Origin of the sequence: Euzebyella marina, assembly GCF_014855515.1 — a bacterium.
In the GTDB taxonomy this organism is placed as follows: domain Bacteria; phylum Bacteroidota; class Bacteroidia; order Flavobacteriales; family Flavobacteriaceae; genus Euzebyella; species Euzebyella marina.
This window is the reverse complement of sequence record NZ_JACYFK010000002.1, coordinates 148,404-165,776: the sequence shown is the minus strand read 5'-3', so window position 1 is coordinate 165,776 and position 17,373 is coordinate 148,404. Positions and strand designations below refer to the sequence as shown.

At 39.6% G+C, this 17,373-nt stretch carries 13 protein-coding genes; 7 read left to right on the top strand and 6 right to left on the bottom strand.

Going from position 1 to position 17,373, the window contains the following annotated elements; translation table 11 throughout:
- Positions 1-82 precede the first annotated feature (82 nt).
- From IL356_RS09475 to ribB, 4 genes are all read left to right on the top strand, one after another.
- Positions 83-2,467 (top strand): DNA translocase FtsK, encoded by a 2,385-nt coding sequence (locus IL356_RS09475; protein WP_121849234.1) that lies wholly within the window; start codon positions 83-85, stop codon positions 2,465-2,467.
- 20 nt (positions 2,468-2,487) lie between these two features.
- On the top strand, positions 2,488-3,138 hold the full coding sequence (locus IL356_RS09470; RefSeq protein ID WP_121849235.1) for a LolA family protein: 651 nt from the start codon (positions 2,488-2,490) through the stop codon (positions 3,136-3,138).
- A 79-nt stretch (positions 3,139-3,217) separates the two neighbouring features.
- Positions 3,218-4,696, top strand: a complete 1,479-nt coding sequence (locus IL356_RS09465; protein ID WP_240467916.1) for an LptF/LptG family permease — start codon at positions 3,218-3,220, stop codon at positions 4,694-4,696.
- Complete coding sequence (ribB, locus tag IL356_RS09460) at positions 4,693-5,835, top strand: 3,4-dihydroxy-2-butanone-4-phosphate synthase (RefSeq protein ID WP_121849237.1); 1,143 nt, start codon at positions 4,693-4,695, stop codon at positions 5,833-5,835. The genes IL356_RS09465 and ribB overlap by 4 nt, the downstream gene beginning before the upstream one ends.
- A 76-nt stretch (positions 5,836-5,911) precedes the next feature.
- On the opposite strand, the gene IL356_RS09455 is transcribed toward ribB, so the two are convergent.
- From IL356_RS09455 to IL356_RS09430, 6 genes are all read right to left on the bottom strand, one after another.
- Positions 5,912-6,700, bottom strand: a complete 789-nt coding sequence (locus tag IL356_RS09455) for a 3-keto-disaccharide hydrolase (protein WP_121849238.1) — start codon at positions 6,698-6,700, stop codon at positions 5,912-5,914.
- A 76-nt stretch (positions 6,701-6,776) separates the two neighbouring features.
- Positions 6,777-7,973, bottom strand: a complete 1,197-nt coding sequence (locus IL356_RS09450) for a DegT/DnrJ/EryC1/StrS family aminotransferase (protein ID WP_121849239.1) — start codon at positions 7,971-7,973, stop codon at positions 6,777-6,779.
- A 25-nt stretch (positions 7,974-7,998) separates the two neighbouring features.
- Positions 7,999-8,634, bottom strand: a complete 636-nt coding sequence (locus IL356_RS09445) for a nitroreductase family protein (RefSeq protein ID WP_121849240.1) — start codon at positions 8,632-8,634, stop codon at positions 7,999-8,001.
- Positions 8,635-8,869: 235 nt separating this feature from the next.
- Positions 8,870-9,511: a response regulator transcription factor gene (locus tag IL356_RS09440; protein WP_121849241.1), complete on the bottom strand. Its 642-nt coding sequence runs from the start codon at positions 9,509-9,511 to the stop codon at positions 8,870-8,872.
- 709 nt (positions 9,512-10,220) lie between these two features.
- Complete coding sequence (locus IL356_RS09435) at positions 10,221-12,131, bottom strand: PorP/SprF family type IX secretion system membrane protein (RefSeq protein ID WP_121849242.1); 1,911 nt, start codon at positions 12,129-12,131, stop codon at positions 10,221-10,223.
- Between the two features lie 113 nt (positions 12,132-12,244).
- Entirely contained in the window at positions 12,245-13,510 is a 1,266-nt protein-coding gene (locus IL356_RS09430) for a TolB family protein (protein WP_121849243.1), read from the bottom strand.
- Between the two features lie 248 nt (positions 13,511-13,758).
- Between IL356_RS09430 and IL356_RS09425 the strand changes: the two genes are divergently transcribed.
- The 3 genes from IL356_RS09425 to IL356_RS09415 all read left to right on the top strand — a co-directional run bounded on the left by IL356_RS09425 (position 13,759) and on the right by IL356_RS09415 (position 17,285).
- Positions 13,759-14,880, top strand: a complete 1,122-nt coding sequence (locus IL356_RS09425; protein ID WP_121849244.1) for a glycerate kinase — start codon at positions 13,759-13,761, stop codon at positions 14,878-14,880.
- Between the two features lie 288 nt (positions 14,881-15,168).
- Positions 15,169-15,663, top strand: coding sequence for an SRPBCC family protein (locus tag IL356_RS09420; protein WP_121849245.1), 495 nt, complete (start codon positions 15,169-15,171; stop codon positions 15,661-15,663).
- A gap of 41 nt (positions 15,664-15,704) precedes the next feature.
- The gene (locus IL356_RS09415; protein ID WP_121849246.1) at positions 15,705-17,285 is read left to right on the top strand and encodes a M61 family metallopeptidase; all 1,581 of its coding nucleotides are present in this window, start codon (positions 15,705-15,707) and stop codon (positions 17,283-17,285) included.
- The last annotated feature ends 88 nt before the right edge of the window (positions 17,286-17,373 follow it).

Sequence of the window (17,373 nt, the reverse complement as noted above, 5' to 3'; positions counted from 1 at the left end):
TTCAACAAACAAAAAAGACTTTAGGTAAACTTCGTGCCGAAATGCGCGTAATACGTACTTTTGCACACAGTGGAAAAATGTAATGGCGAGAAAGAAAACAACAACCAAAAAAAAGACCACAACGAAAAAGATGAGCCTTCGCCCATCTAAACAGAATACCATTATACTGGGCAGTTTATTGATTCTGTTTAGTATGGCGTTATTTTTCTCATTTGTATCCTTTTATTTTACCTGGCAAGACGATCAAAGCCTCTTGAGCGAGTTCGCCGACCGAAATGAACAAGCAAAAAATCTTCTAAATAAGTTCGGGGCCTCTGTTAGCCATTTTTTTGTGTATAAGGGGTTTGGGTTGGCTTCGCTTATTTTTACGGTCCTCCTTTGTATTACAGGCCTATACCTCTTCTTGAACCTGGATAAAAAAGGGTTGTTGAAGAAATGGATCTGGGGTCTCATTTTTATGATATGGATTTCAGTCGCATTTGGTTTTGTAGCAGAAACGCATCCCCTTCTTGGTGGTCTGGTTGGCTATGAAATGAATGATTTTTTAAAGGATTATACCGGAACCATCGGGGTCGTTCTTATTCTAATCTTCGGTCTGGTATTTATTTTGGTGAGGTTCTTTAAATTTTCGCCGGATAGCATGGCAAAAGCTTTTGCTAAAGGAGAAAAGACCATTAAGGACTCTAAATCAACAAAGACGGTCAAAGAAAGTATCAATGACGAAAGGGATACTCCAATAACCGAACCTGTGGAGGAAAAACCCGTGGTAATTGATACTTATACCCACAAGAAAGATATTCCGCATCTAGAGAAAGAAGATAATCCAAAGGACGATTTTCAGGTCAACGTTCCTGTTGAAGAAGAGGAATCGGAAAACCTGAACATGGAGGTAGAAAAAATTGTAGAGGAAAAAGAAGAGACCGACAACATTGCCGACAAATTGGTGCAAGATTTTGGCGAGTTCGACCCTACCCTCGAATTGGGCAATTATAAATTCCCTACTATTGAATTGCTTGATCAGCACGGCAGTACGGGCGGAATCACTATCAATCAAGAGGAGTTAGAGGAAAACAAGAACAAGATTGTCGAAACCCTCAAGAACTACAAAATTGGCATTTCTCAGATAAAGGCGACCATCGGCCCTACGGTAACCTTGTACGAAATTGTTCCGGAGGCCGGTATTCGAATATCCAAGATTAAAAATTTGGAAGACGATATCGCGCTTTCACTGGCGGCATTGGGTATTCGTATCATAGCCCCGATTCCCGGCAAGGGTACCATCGGTATAGAGGTGCCCAATAAAAATGCCTCTATCGTCTCGATGCGTTCGGTCATAGCCTCCAGTAAATTTCAAAAGGCCGAAATGCAGCTACCGATTGCGTTCGGTAAAACAATCAGTAATGAAACCTTTGTAGTCGATTTGGCCAAAATGCCCCACCTTTTAATGGCCGGTGCCACTGGTCAGGGTAAATCGGTCGGTTTGAATGCGGTTCTTACCTCATTATTATATAAAAAGCATCCGGCAGAAGTAAAGTTCATTTTGGTTGACCCCAAAAAGGTAGAACTTTCAATTTATAATAAAATAGAGCGACACTTTTTGGCGAAATTGCCTGACAGCGAAGAGGCAATTATTACCGACAATGCCAAAGTAATCAATACTTTGAACTCGCTATGTATCGAGATGGATAACCGCTATGAGCTCTTAAAAACGGCCATGGTACGGAATCTTAAGGAGTACAACGCCAAATTTAAGGCCCGAAAACTGAATCCGAACGACGGCCACAAATACCTACCTTATATCGTTCTGGTAATCGATGAGTTTGCTGACTTGATCATGACCGCAGGTAAAGAGGTAGAGACCCCTATCGCCCGATTGGCACAATTGGCCCGAGCCATTGGTATTCACTTGATTATTGCTACACAGCGACCTTCGGTGAACGTTATTACAGGTATCATTAAAGCCAACTTCCCGGCCCGAATAGCTTTTAGGGTAACTTCGAAAATCGACTCCCGCACTATTTTAGACACTCAAGGTGCCGATCAGCTGATTGGGCGTGGTGATATGCTATACACCCAAGGTAACGATGTTACACGTATACAATGTGCGTTTGTCGATACGCCAGAAGTCGATAAGATTACCGAATACATCGGTTCTCAAAGGGCCTACCCCAATGCGCATGAGCTTCCCGAATATTCCGGTGAGGAGTCTGGCACAAGTATTGATTATGAAATAGCGGATAGGGATGCAATGTTCCGCGAGGCGGCCGAGGTGATCGTCACCGCCCAACAAGGCTCTGCATCGCTCATCCAAAGAAAATTAAAACTTGGTTACAACAGGGCGGGTCGTATTATCGACCAACTAGAAGCCGCTGGTATTGTGGGTCCCTTTGAAGGAAGTAAGGCACGCCAAGTGCTGGTACAAGATTTGGTGGCTCTTGACCATTTATTAAGCAATGAAGGAAATTAAAATAGAAACAAAATAAGAAAATGAAGAAACTAATACTCGCATTGACCCTATTGTTAAGCTTTAATTCGCTTACCATTTCTGCCCAGAATTCGGAAGAGGCCAAAGCACTCCTGGAAGATGTATATAATAAGGTCAAAAGCTATGACAACATACACGTAGATTTCAAATATGTTCTCAATAATTCTGAAGCTGGCATCAATCAAGAAACTCGCGGCGATGTAACCTTACAAGGCGATAAATACCTAGGTAACTTCTTCGGGGCGACCCAATTATACGATGGCTCAAAAGTTTACACTATTGTACCTGAAAACGAAGAGGTTACTATCGAAGACAAATCAAATGATGAGAATGCCCTAACACCGGCAAAAATGCTTACTTTCTATCGTGAGGGCCACAATTATGAGATGGATATATTGCAAAATGTAAACGGTAGAAAAATCCTATTCGTCAAATTGACCCCAATAGATACCAACTCAGAGATAAAGAATATTTTATTGGGTATTGATGCCGAAACAAAACATATTTATAAGGTTATCGAAACCGGAAAAAACGGCACGACTACAACCATCACAGTTAATACTTTCAAAACGGACCAAACATTGTCAAAAACCTTGTTTACTTTTGACGAGGCCAAATATAAAAGCGACGGCTACTACATTATAAAAAACTAAGTCCGCAGCATTGAAAATTCTAGACCGATATATTCTATCGCGATTTCTTTATAATTTTCTCAGTTCGTTCGTCATACTGATGTTTATTTTCATCTTTCAGACGATCTGGCTTTTTATTGACGATTTTGCAGGTAAAGGACTGGATATCATGATTATAGGAAAGTTCTTTTTCTATATGATGCCTAGCCTAACGGAAAAGGTTCTACCCCTCACCGTTCTTCTGGCCTCTATTCTCACATTTGGTACTTTTGCCGAAAATTACGAGTTCGCCGCCATGAAGGCTTCTGGCATATCGCTACAACGGGCCATGTTAAGCTTAATCGTCTTTATGGTACTGTTGGGTGGTGTCACTTTTTATTTTGCCAACAACGTCATACCCGCTTCAGAACAGAAGATTTATAACATGCGGCGAAATATTGCCAAGGTAAAACCGGCCGCAGCCATTGAAAAGGGTGTTTTTAGTGACTTTGAAGGCATGAGTATCAAGGTCGATGACAAGTACGGTGAAAAGGATCGCTTTTTAAGGAATGTCATCATACATCAAAAATCAGAAACCAATGTAAACACCACGGTCATCAAAGCTAAGACCGGTGAACTAATCAGTAGTGAAGAGTCTGAATTGATACAATTGGTCTTAAGAGACGGCCATTACTACCGGGATGTTGAGAATAATAGTGACGACAACAAGAGAAAGTATCCTTTCGCTAAATCAAATTATGAGATTTATCGAATGAACATAGAGATTCCTGAAATGGAGCAAGATCTTGAAGAAGAAAATGTTTCTAACAGGGAAAAAATGAAGAATGTTTCCCGCTTATTGAAAGATATGGATTCTTTGGAAGACGATAACCGAAGAATTGTAACGGCCTTCTCAAAGAATATCGTCAATAGAATGGGTGCGTTTACTCCTATTATAAAAATCGATACTACAACGGCCAAAAAAGGCAAGGAACGAATCAAAGATTCCATTGCTCTTCAAGAATCTCCAATTGAGAAAGATAGTGCCCTCATATCAAAAGATTCAACCAATGCTTTAGCCACCTCTTCGGAAACAGAATTTTTTACCGGAGACATTATTGAACTATTCAAAGATTACCAAAAAGGACAAATTATTAATGCGGCGAAGAACTCCGTATCCAACATCATGACATCAATAGATGGCAAAAAAATGGAGCTAGACAAGCGCTATGAAATACACCGCAGGCATATTTTTTCTTTACATGATAAATACGCATTAGCGCTTTCTTGTATTATTCTGTTTTTTGTGGGCGCACCCTTGGGTGCAATTATCAGAAAAGGAGGCATAGGTCTGCCCATGGTGGTGGCCATTCTCTTATTCCTGGTCTATTATTTCTTGGGCGTTTTTGCCGAGAATTACTCTTACAAAGGCAACATTCACCCTATTTTGGGCGCATGGTTATCTTCAATGATAATGTTACCTTTGGGCATCTATTTAACACAGAGAGCTACTGCCGATCGGGGCATGATGAGTTTTGGAAACGGAATTGACAGAATTAAAAGAATTTTTGTTAAGAAGGCTAAACCAGCAGAGGAATGATTACCGATACTGAAAAGAAGACGAAATTGAATACCATAGAAGAGGCCATAGAAGATATTCGTAACGGAAAGGTCATCATCGTGGTAGATGACGAAAATCGCGAAAATGAAGGAGATTTCTTGGCTGCCGCAGAGTTGGCCACTCCTGAAACGGTCAATTTTATGGCTACCCACGGTAAAGGACTGATCTGTGCCCCTTTGACCGAAGGCCGATGTAAAGATTTAGGTCTCCACAAAATGGTGACCAACAATACCGACCCTATGGAAACCGCTTTTACCGTTTCCGTTGATTTAAGGGGAAAAGGGGTTACAACAGGAATTTCAGCTTCCGATCGTTCAAAAACCGTTTGCGCTTTGGTCGACCCAGAAACAAAACCGCATGATTTGGCCCGTCCGGGACACATTTTTCCGTTGATTGCCAAAGAAGGTGGTGTACTCAGAAGAACAGGCCATACAGAAGCTGCCATCGATTTTGCCCGTTTGGCAGGTCTACAACCCGCTGGAATCATTGTTGAGATTATGAACGATGACGGTAGCATGGCCAGATTGCCACAATTGTTCGAAGTGGCCAAGAAGTTCGACCTCAAAATAGTATCCATTGAAGACTTGATTGCCTATCGAATGGAGCATGACAGTCTAATATCTAAAAAAGAGGATTTCGAAATAACTACCCGATTTGGAAATTTCAGGCTCCGGGCCTATCAACAGACCACCAATGAGCATGTTCACTTGGCTTTAACCAAGGGCTCATGGACCAAAAAGGATGAAGTATTGACCCGTATTAATTCTACCATGGTCAATAATGATATCTTAGGTACCTTGACCAATAACATTGATAGTAAGCTAGAAGATATGTTTAAGGCTATCGATAAAGAAGGCCGCGGTGCGATTGTATTTATCAATCAAAACCCTGAGTCGTTAAATTTACTGGGGCGTTTAGCAGAACTTAAAGAACTACAGAAAAAGGGTGTCTACAAAGCTCCAAAAGTAGAAATGGATGCAAAAGATTTTGGAATTGGGGCCCAAATACTTCATGACTTAGGTATTGTTAAGTTGAAGGTACTTTCGAATTCCCCGCAAACGAAGAGAGTGGGCATTGTAGGTTATGGGCTTGAAATAGTGGATTACGTAGGTTATTAATTAACTAATCACCCATCCTAACAGCATAAAAAAAGGCAAGCTTTAGCTTGCCTTTTTCATTTGGGTAGTTGCCCCATTACAATCTTCTGATCCAAATATTTCTAAACTGTGTTTTATTTCCATGGTCTTGAAGTGAAATAACATCTTCGCCATGAGCCTCCGGGTAATTGTGAAGACCTATATAATAAGTGATCCCATTAATGTCGACATCGTTTTGTACCAAAACCCCATTATGTAAAACGGTAATGGTCGCTTTGGTGTCAATGGTACCATCTTCCTTAAATCTTGGCGCACGGTAAATAACATCATAAGTATTCCACTCTAACGGGCCGCGCATGGCATTTACCAATGGCGCATGGTCTTTGTAAATACTACCTGCCTGACCGTTTCGGTAGGTTCTGTTGTTGTAAGAATCCAAAACTTGCAGTTCGTAACGGTTTTGAAGAAAAACACCACTATTACCCCTACCCTGACTAGCACTTTCTACTTTATCGGGTGCACTGAATTCAATATGTAACTGACAGTCTCCGAACTTCATTTTAGTACTGATACCCCCAGAACCAGGCTCCACCTCCATATGATCATTATTAACAATATTCCAAGGTGCAGGTTTACTAGGGTCTTTTTGGCTTACCCATTGATCCAAACTGCTTCCGTCGAAAAGGATAATGGCGTCAGATGGGGCATCACCTAATTTTTTTCCAGGTGTAACCACTGGCACTTCAGGTTCCCATATCTCCGTCATTTCTGGTTTCATCGGCATCGGGGATTCTTTTGGAGGAACACTTGTATAAGTGTTTTGAGCCTGCAACTGCATCCCCATAGTTAAAGCAATCAAGAGAATGGAAATTTTTATAGATTTCATGTTCCTTTTAATTTTGGTTTGATAAATTTTATAGCTAATAAATATAAATAAATTAATTAAGTGCTTCCCCTATTATCTATCGGATAATGGCCGATAGTACCTCTACCATTTTATTGGCCCTTTCAAGTACTTCATTTTCAGACCAGCTCAATTTTATCAAGCAAGATATATTTCTACCGACCCAATGGTCAGATTTTGAAAAATCGGCCTCCGAATAGTCAGGAAGCAGTTCATTGACCTCAAAAGATAACTTTGTGAGCGATTGTTTTGTAGAAAGATGTTGCCACTTTCTATAATAGTGCCAATTATTATCGTACCAATAAAAGCAACCATCTACACCTGATTTTTTAAGAAGATCAGACGCCTTTTTAGCTTGCTCGCTATCGGGCATAAAAAAACTCAGAAAAGCATAACTTTCTTCACCTCCCTCAGGAACCGACCTAAAGGTAATTCCTTCTACTTTTGATAAGGCCTCTCTAATAATGGTGTAATTCCTCTTTTGAATGACTATAAAATCATCCAATCGTTTTAATTGCGCTAAACCTACCGCAGCGTTCAATTCTGAAATACGGTAATTGTATCCCATAAAAGGATGACCTTCGGCACCTCTATCTGAACCTATGTGATCATGCCCATGATCAGAATACCGGTCGGCATTTATTTTAAACTTTTCATTATTCGTAACGACGGCACCACCTTCACCACAGGTGATGGTCTTAACATAGTCAAAAGAAAAGCAACCTAAATCGCCGTAGGTGCCAAGAGCCTTACCTTCAAAGGTTCCTCCTATGGCTTGGCAAGCGTCTTCTAACAGAAGAAGCGAATGCCTATCACAAATAACCTTTAACTCTTTAAGATTCGCCATTGAGCCGCACATATGTACTGGCATAACCACCTTGGTTCGGTGATTGATTGCCTTTTCAACAGCCACAGGGTCAAGGGTAAGAGTCTCATCAACATCTACCAATATAGGAATGGCCCCTAGGGCCAGTATCGATTCAAAACTCGCAACAAAAGTAAAGGTGGGCATTATAACCTCATCACCCGCGCCTATACCTGCACTTGCCAATGCTACGGTCAATGCGGCTGTACCACTACTGACCAATTGTACATGGTCAACATCCATTTTCTTGGATAAGGCGGTTTCAAGCTCTAAGGCCTTATAATGTCCGTTTCTCATGGAGTCAAATCCGTAGCGCATTAAAACTCCAGACTGCAAAACGTCATTTACTTGGGCACGCTCTAGGTCCCCAAAAAGTTCAAATCCTGGCATTTATAAAATTTACAGTGATTATTTATTAATTGATATCTATAATACTGTCTTCTAGTTTTTTACGTACTTTTTTAAACTCAGAAAACATATCATCTTCGGCCCGATAGCCGACGGGAAGTACAAGAACAGGCTCGAGCCCTTTTTCTGCTAATTTTAGGTGATTTGTATATGCCTCAGGAACAAAGCCCTCCATAGGGCATGAATCGACTTCTTCCATAGCACATACGGCCAACAAATTCCCCAAAGCAAGGTAGGCCTGGTTTTTCGACCATTGCCTTATTTCTTCAACCTCTTTACTTGAAAAATCTTTGACCAAAGCCTCTCTAAAGGGGTTCAAAATTTCATCGGAAGTACCGCGAACGGTTCTTACATTTTCGAAATACTTTTGAATATATTCTTTATCTATTCTATTTTGGGTGCAGATGACCAATAAATGAGAGGCTTGCGCCACCTGCTCTTGACCGTAAGAATGCTGTACCAACAGCCGCTGCAATTTTTTATTGGTGATGACCAACAGCGTAATGGGCTGCAGACCATAGGAGGTGGCCGTTAGGTTAAACGCTTTTTTTAATCGCAATAACTTTTCGTTTGGCAACTCTCTATGCTCATCAAATTTCTTTACCGCATATCGCCATTCTAACTGTTTTACACTATCCGTCATATTCAAATTTCAATGTGCAGGTCTTTCGGTATTTTAAGGTACTACGCAAAGAACCTACTCTTACATTTAATAGCACTTTTAACAAAAATAGCCTTATTTTAATTCTTAAATCAAACCAATTTAGCAATTTAACGTCGGTTTATTGTAGAATATAAAAAGGGACCGTTGATTACGGTCCCTTAGCAGGAGTAACGGGACTCACCTTGTAAGTCCGCCAAATCATAAGTTAAGTAAGTTAAATTAGGGCACGGGAAAATTCCATTTCCTGCAATTTTCTTAAAGCCTCCGATTTTGAATTCACGTTCAGTTTCAGGTAAATATTCTGAATATGAAAATTCACTGCGCTGGCCGTCACAAATAATTTTTCGGCAATAGTCTTATAAGTGGCACCTTGACATAGGTATTCAACCACTTGGTTCTCTCTTTCAGAGAAAAATTCATAGGATTTACCTTGAAATTTTGAAATAATTTGACTGATAATGTCATTGCTCATGGTGGCGCCATCGCTTTTTATAGAATCTAAGGCGTTGTAAAGCGTGCGTTCGCTCACCGGTTTTGATAGATAGCCATTGGCGGTATTTTTAAATGCCTTTTTGACCATATCAAAATCTTTGTTTTTGCTGAGCATAATGATTTTAACATCAGCGTCTTTTTTTCTGAAAAGTTGAATGCCCTCAATACCAGAGGTGTCAGGCAATTCAACTTCAGAAAAAACAATGTCGGGCCTAATGGAATCGTAATCCGCCAGTGCGTTCTCTACGGTGGTGTAGATTCCCATTAATGAGTATTCTAAAAATGATTCAAAATACGTTTGGTAGGCCGAGTGAAACTGTACATCATTATCAATGACAATGATTTTAGATAATGTGGTATTCATGGTAAGATGGGATTTTAGAAAACAAGTTTCAAATCATTGATTTTAAACAAGTTATCATGGTTAAACTCATTTCAAAAAGTTCAACAAGCCCCTGTTGCCCAGCCCTCTATAATTTAAAATTAGGCATAGGTAGTTCATTCTTCATAGGTATCAACCTGTAAAGCGACAAAATAAGGTGACTGATTAAGCATCAATTTTATCAGGAGGGTACCCCTTTACAATCGAATCTTAAAGGCAACAGTAAATAATTTGGCTTTTGAACAGTTTACTCAAAAACTTGGTAGGGTTTTGAACAAACTTTAAATTTCACTCTCAGGAGATGAGAGGTTCTGCACTTGATTTAAACTTTAGACCAGTGCTCTTTTTTCGGAAATGTTTTTGGTAGTACTTCATGGTAAATGGGATTTGGGGGTTCATAACATAGGTTATTTCGATTTGGTTTACCAAACATACTAATTTTACTTTCCGAGCTAGTTTTTCACTATCTGTTTTCGTTAAAATACACCAAAAAACCACAGATAACTTCCATTCATCGGAATAAATAAACCACTTATCGATACTGTTTTACCTGTTAAAATGAGGGTTTTACCATCAAAAAATCGTCGTTCAAATGTATATAAACGAAAAAACAGCGGAGCCTCCCCCACTGTTTTCGCCTAATTTTCTACCAAAAAAATCAGGTCCCACTAACCATAAGTTAATATTTTAATCAATCATCATAGCTGTTATGCACTATTGCTGATTGGTCGTCAACTTGCATGATCCATTTTTCATTCAGGTACTTACCGTTCATATTGGATATGTAAGCTGTTTTTGCATCTTCTTTAAAATTGTAGTCTGCCAAGTACACATAGTACAGTCCGTTTTCTTTGTTATAGAATTGACCTGCTTCCAAACCTTGTTTCTTAAGGCTGTCCATAAAGGCATTCATATACTTTTTATTACTGTACACATTAGCTATTACATAGTAACCTGACTGTACACCGACGATATCGGCCTGGTTCAATACTCGTATCGGTAAATCAACTTGTTCTTTTAAGTCTTCGGCAACGTTCGTGTTCGCTTCTTTAAGAGGCTTAGACTCTGATTGAGCCACTCGTTGCTCTCTTTGAAGCTTTCTCGCTTCTTCTCTTTGATTGAAGAAAGCATCTACCGATTTATGAATCTCGTTCTCTACAACTGCATTCTCAATAGCGTCGCTCTGTTCTTCGGCCACATCTACCTGCTTAACTTCATTCGGCTCAGCCTTGGCAAGACGGGTTTCGGTAGCCTTTTTCTCCATTGACTTGACCGCTACGCCGGTATAATAGGTACGAGTACCTCCTTTTTCTTCTTTCGATTCAACACCACTACCTTTTACCTGACGTATCTCATCTTTCAAGACATCTACCAAGCTTGCCAATCGCGCCTCGAAGGCGGCATCTCTGGCGGCATCTATAGAGTCTTGTCTTAATATCATTTCATCTAGTATCAATCTGTTTTCGTATGCTAATGCATTACTTTCATCTTTTACAGCAAGTGAACTCGTAGCCTCTTTTTTCAAGGTTGTACGGTTATTGGCCCTTGCCATCTCATTTTCTTCTTTCAGCTTTAAAATCTGCTCCTCATAGTTTCTCACTATTCTATCTATCTGGGCATCGTTAGAAGCGTCTACAAGGCTGTTTACCGTTTCTCGATTGTCATTAAAGTTATAGGCCAATGAAACTTCGTGGTTCCACCCTAAGTCGGCATCATCTTGATTCAAGTCTTTTTCTAAAATGTAGCCTAAAGACATTCTTTTACTCAAATTAAAGCCTAAACCTCCACTAAGTCCATAAGTGTCATCATAATTGGCCTGAAACCATCCGAAGGTCGGCATATCCAACAAAATAGATCCTACATAATCAATACTACCATCTATGTTTTGGCCTACTTGGACCAGCGGCATTAGCCTAGCGTCTGCAAACAGACCTCTATTGGCCATAAAGCCATAGCTATATTGTACCGAAGCTTTGACGCTTTTTGTACTTAAATTGGTCATAAAAGAGTTCGCCGTCTGGTTGTACTTAAAGAGGTCGGTAGCATATAGACCGAAGTCAAAACTTCCCCAGGAAAGTGTTACACCTGGCTGAATGGCTACTTTGTTCTCTTTTTTAGAATCCAATATTTTGTTATCGTTTTCCACAGCTATAATTCTATTGCGATCCAAGCCCTCGCTGTAATAAGTGACGTTGGTACCAAAAGTGAGCTTCTGTTTGTCGCCCAATTTAACGGCCGTAGCATAGTTGGCATTGAAGCCGAACTCTTGTACAACCCCAGACCATTGGCTATATACACTGATACCCAATGCGGTATTGTTGTTCATGCGGTTGCTGAAGCCCAGAAAGTAATTCTGGTCGTTGTCTTCAAAAGTCGCATACTGGTTTCTGTGCAATATATTTATGTACGACTTGTTCTCTCTCACCAATGAAAAGGTAGGGTTGATCAAAAAGCGGTTATAGAACAACTGGTTGTGATATGTGCTTTTTGAATTGAACTGGGTGGTCGGCGCTTCTTGGGCCTTACCCATCTGTATCCCGATATAGGCGCAGAACAGCAAAAACAGAACGGTTCTCTTGGTAGTGTTACAATTATAGCTCATGGTAGTGATATTTGGGATTAACTGGTTGACCTATTTCAAGGCCGGTAAACGGGCAATAGCTTTTTATGTAGGCCGCAGGCGGTAACCGAACGGCCTACACTATTGTTCCATTTTTATTCATCTTCGAATACCGAAGTGGTATAGCGAATCTGTGACTCCGAATTCAAAGCCTCCATTAGGTTGTATTCGTTCTTATCTTCGGAAAGATTTTGGGTCTCTTCAGCGTAAGTGAAAGCAATGCGCTCAACCGAGTTTTTACCTTTACCTCTGTTCGACATGACATAGGCCTTACCGTTCTCGCTGGTAAATGCTATGGCAAAATCATCGTGATCGCTGTTAATCTCACTTCCTAGGTTTACGGCCAAGTCAACCTTTTTCTTGCTTACCTGCGTCATGTAAACATCTAAGCCACCATAACCTCTTCTTCCTTCAGAAGCGAAAAACAATGTTTGGTTACCCACCACTTTTGGGTAAAGGTCATTCTTCTTAGAATTCACTTTAGGGCCAAGGTTTTTGGCTACTCCCAAACTTCCGTCAGGGTTGATATCCGAAACATAGATATCGAAATCGCCATAACTTCCTGGCATATTCGAAGCAAAGAAAAGTCTTCTTCCATCAGCAGAAATTGCAGGATGCTTCGCCGATGAATGGTTTGGTGCTACGGCCACTTCATTAATATTGGTCCAGTCACCATTTACTCTTTCGGCACGGTAAATTTTATGTACTTGCTCCTTTTTTGAGAAAATACCGGTCAATGGTTTTTCTTTTACGGTCTTGCTGAAATAAGCCACATTACCGTTTGGCGTTACGGCCACGGGCATTTTATAGGCATGCTCTTTATCAACATCTTCGCCGATGTGAGCTCTTAGGCCCTCTTCGGCCACGCTTTGGTCATCGACCACGAAGGAACCGTTGGTGCTTTCAAAATCTAACTCTCTATATCTTTCGGTGACAGGTCTTTCTAAAAAGCTGGCTACCGTATTATTATCAATCTGATAATCGCTTCTTACTTCGGCTACCCAGTCGGTAGTTTCATCTTTTGAAGCATCAGCGGTCGCACCTGACATTTTCATAGCGTAATGATAACGCTTTTGGTAACTTTTGCTCAACGGAGCACCTTTTTTCGACTCTTTTAACTTCTCATACCAAAAAGATGCCGCAGCATAATTTTCGTTTAGAAAGTTGGCATTGCCCAAGTCTTCAAAAATTTCTTGGTCTTTGTAACCTTGTTCCTTTAAAATTCTGTAATGCTCCATCTTTCTTTCGACTTGATGGTCTGCCACAGTATTTGATTTGGTAGAGTACTGTGCTGTAGCGGTACTACAGTAACAAGTGATCAAACATGCAAAAAACATGTTAGAGGTTAGCGAATTTTTCATAACTAATTCGATTAGGGGTTCATATCTGTCGACAAAGTTCACTAAAACCCTCCTTCACCTACTTATTAAAAATTCATAGGTTTCACTCAATTTTCCTATAAATTATGTTAAAATTGGTATTTCAACGCTTATTTTTGACGCTTCAACCGAAAATTTAGAGGTGAAATAGGTTGAATGAGCTATGAATTTTTAGCTATCCTCTAAACATATCAACTAAAAACTTAAACGACCAACTAAACTACCTTAACGTGAAATTTGTAATAGCACCTGATAAATATAAAGACTCACTTACCGGATTTGAATTTTGTAACTGCGTAGAAAAAGGTATTCGACAAGTACTTAATGATGCCGAAATCGTAAAGATGCCCCTGGCGGATGGTGGGGACGGAACTATTGACGTGGTACAACATTATATAAAGGGTAGCAAAGTTCAATTGACCGTCAAAGATCCCCTGTTCCGACCAATTACCACATCTTATCTATATTCTGAAGAAGAAAAGATAGCCTACATTGAAATGGCGGAAGCCTCAGGCCTTAAGATTCTGGCAAAAAACGAGCGTAATTGTATGTATACTACAACTTACGGTACGGGAGAGTTAATTTTACATGCCCTAGATAAAGGTGCAGAAGAGATAATACTAGGCATTGGAGGTAGCGCTACCAACGACGGTGGTATAGGCATGGCGACGGCTTTGGGCTTTAAGTTTTTAGATTCTTTTGGAAATGAACTCAAACCAACTGGTGAAAACCTACAACATATATATAGTATAGATAAAAGCTTCGTACACCATCGCTTAAACGAGGTCAGCGTAAAAGTTGCTTGTGATGTTACCAACCCCTTTTACGGAGAAAATGGTGCGGCCTACATATATGGTGCTCAAAAAGGAGCGTCACCCAGTGAAATTAAGTTCTTGGACCAAGGTCTACGCAATTTGGCAAAACTTGTTGAAGATATAATGGACTTGAATTTGCAGGAAGTATCTGGAGCAGGTGCTGCCGGTGGTTTTGGAGGGGGTGCCATTGCCTTTTTAAACGGACAATTGGAATCCGGAATCAACATGGTCAAACACTTGGCGAACTTTGATGAAGCTATTATTGGAGCTGATTGGATTATTACGGGAGAAGGTCAGTTAGATGGACAAACCCTATCGGGAAAGACTATTGATGGTGTTGTTCAATCGGCAAAACAAAAGAGTATTCCGGTAGCTGCATTTTGTGGATCAGTAGCCATTAATCAAAATTTACAGGAGAATTTGGGCATTTCATACGCCACATCAATCATCAAAGGTATTTGTACGCTTGAAGAAGCTATGGCCGCCAGCGCCGATAATCTGACTTTCGCAAGTTATAATTTCGCCAAGTTGTTATAAAAAACTTCATTTCCCTATCGTTCTTGTTAGGCATAAAATTCTTAAGAAACGGACAAGAAGTTAAGCTTAAGGCCCTTGATTGTCATTTAATTTTTTACAATAATTAGCAAAATCTCAGGGTATTTTGCTCTGTTTTCTCATTTCCCAGAATACTTATTACAAGAACTTTTCAAAATTGAGCCCCTAGAAAATAAATGAATATTTATTATGTAGTTAAATAACTTCATTTATATTTGTAGTCAAATAGCTTCATAAAAAAATTCTTCATTAATCTAAAAACTCATTAAAATGAAAACTAATTTGCTTTTTGACTTTAAAGTCGACGAAGAAAACAATACCATTGAAATCAAAAGGGAGTTCGACACCGATTTACCCTTGGTTTGGAAAGCATGGACTACCTCAGAACTGTTAGATCAATGGTGGGCTCCTAAACCGTACCATGTAGAAACTAAATCTCTAGAGTTAATTGAAGGTGGTACTTGGTTGTACGCCATGGTCAGTCCTGAAGGTGAAAAAACATGGTGCAAGGCCGATTATAAAAAGATAGAAATGAATGAAGAGCTATCATGGCTTGACGCTTTTTGCGACCAAAATGGAAATAGTAACACGACAAAACCAAGGTCGTTATGGAACAATAAATTTTCTGCCAAAGACGGGCGAACATTGGTGAATATGACTTTACACCATGATAAATTGGAAGATATTCAAACCATGATAGAAATGGGCTTTAAAGAAGGCTTTACAATGGCTTTAGAAAACCTAGACCAATTGCTAGAGCGTTAAATTATGGTGTATCTTGTCGGTTTAAAGAGAAACCATTCATAATGCATTTTAAAAGATTGCCAAAACAATTTAATTGGACTAAAGGACATGCTATTCTCATGTTCTTTTTCTTTTTCGCCCTATACTCAACAGCACAATTACAGTCGAAACCCACCTTTAAATTTACGATTTCTGTCGAAAGGCCTGAATCTCATAATTATGAGATACAATTTGATATATCTGACGTAGAAAAAGATACGATTCTGCTCAAAATGCCAAATTGGATGCCGGGCTACTATCAGTTTATGAACTATTCCGAAGATGTTAAAAATATCTCTGCCACTCTTTCCGGTGGGGAAACAATACCAGTTGTAAAAAACTCGGATAATTCATGGCAGGTCGTAAATGCGACAAACAAATCAATAAGTATTTCCTATCAAGTTCAGACCCACAAAGAATTTGTAGCCAATAGCTATGTTGATATTGAACGTGCATACATCATACCTACAAATTCTTTCATGTATGTCGATGGATACCTAGACTACCCCGCTACTGTTCGAATAAACAACAACAAAATATGGACGTCGATTGCTACTGGGCTTCCAGAATCGGAGAATACCAAAAGTACTTTTCAATCACCAAATTTTGATATACTTTACGATTCCCCAATTCTTTTGGGCAACTTAGATTCCCTAACTTCCTTTTACGTGAATGGAATAGAACATCGCTTTTTGGGCTATAAACTTGGTAATTTCGACAGAAATTCATTCGTCGAAAAGCTTCGCCGTATCGTACAGTCATCAGTGAATGTTATTGGTGATATACCTTATAAGAATTATACATTTATAGGTATCGGCCCCGGACAAGGCGGTATTGAGCATTTAAACAATACCACAATTAGTTTCGATGGTAATCAATTGAACAATGAGGACCACCTTATGAAGGTGCTCAATTTTTTGGCTCATGAATATTTTCATCATTACAATGTGAAACGTATTCGTCCCTTTGAGCTGGGTCCTTTTGACTACGATGAGGGCAGTAAAACTACAATGCTATGGGTGAGTGAGGGGTTAACCGTTTATTATGAGTATCTGGTTGTGAATCGCGCACAAATATCTGATGATAAAACGTTGCTCCGCAATTTTGAAAGGCACATCAATCACTTTGAAAACAATCCGGGAAAAGCATTTCAATCTCTAGTACAATCAAGCTTTCAAACATGGAGCGATGGTCCGTTCGGCAACCAAGGCCCCGAAAAGGGAAAAACCATTTCTTACTACCAAAAGGGTCCTATAGTTGGATTGCTATTAGACTTTGCCATTAGAAATGCTACCCAAAATAAAAAATCGCTTGATGATGTAATGCGTTATTTGTATTGGGAATATTATAAAAATTTGAACCGTGGTTTTACCGATGCTGAGTTTCAACAAGCATGTGAAAATATTGCGGGCACTAAACTGACATCAATTTTCGAGTATGTATATACTACTAAACCATTAGATTATAAGGTTTATCTTGGTTTTGCTGGTTTAGAACTTAAAAAAGTAGGCGAAAACGAGAAGACCTATAAAATTGTTCCCGTTGATAACCCCACTTATTTACAGAAAGAGATATATAAGGGATGGATAATGGGTAGTAATTAAATATCTAAGCGAAGCGACCAAATTATTAATTTTAGCTGCGAAGAGCTATAAAACAATCGAATAGCCAATTTGGTGTGTCATTTCAAAA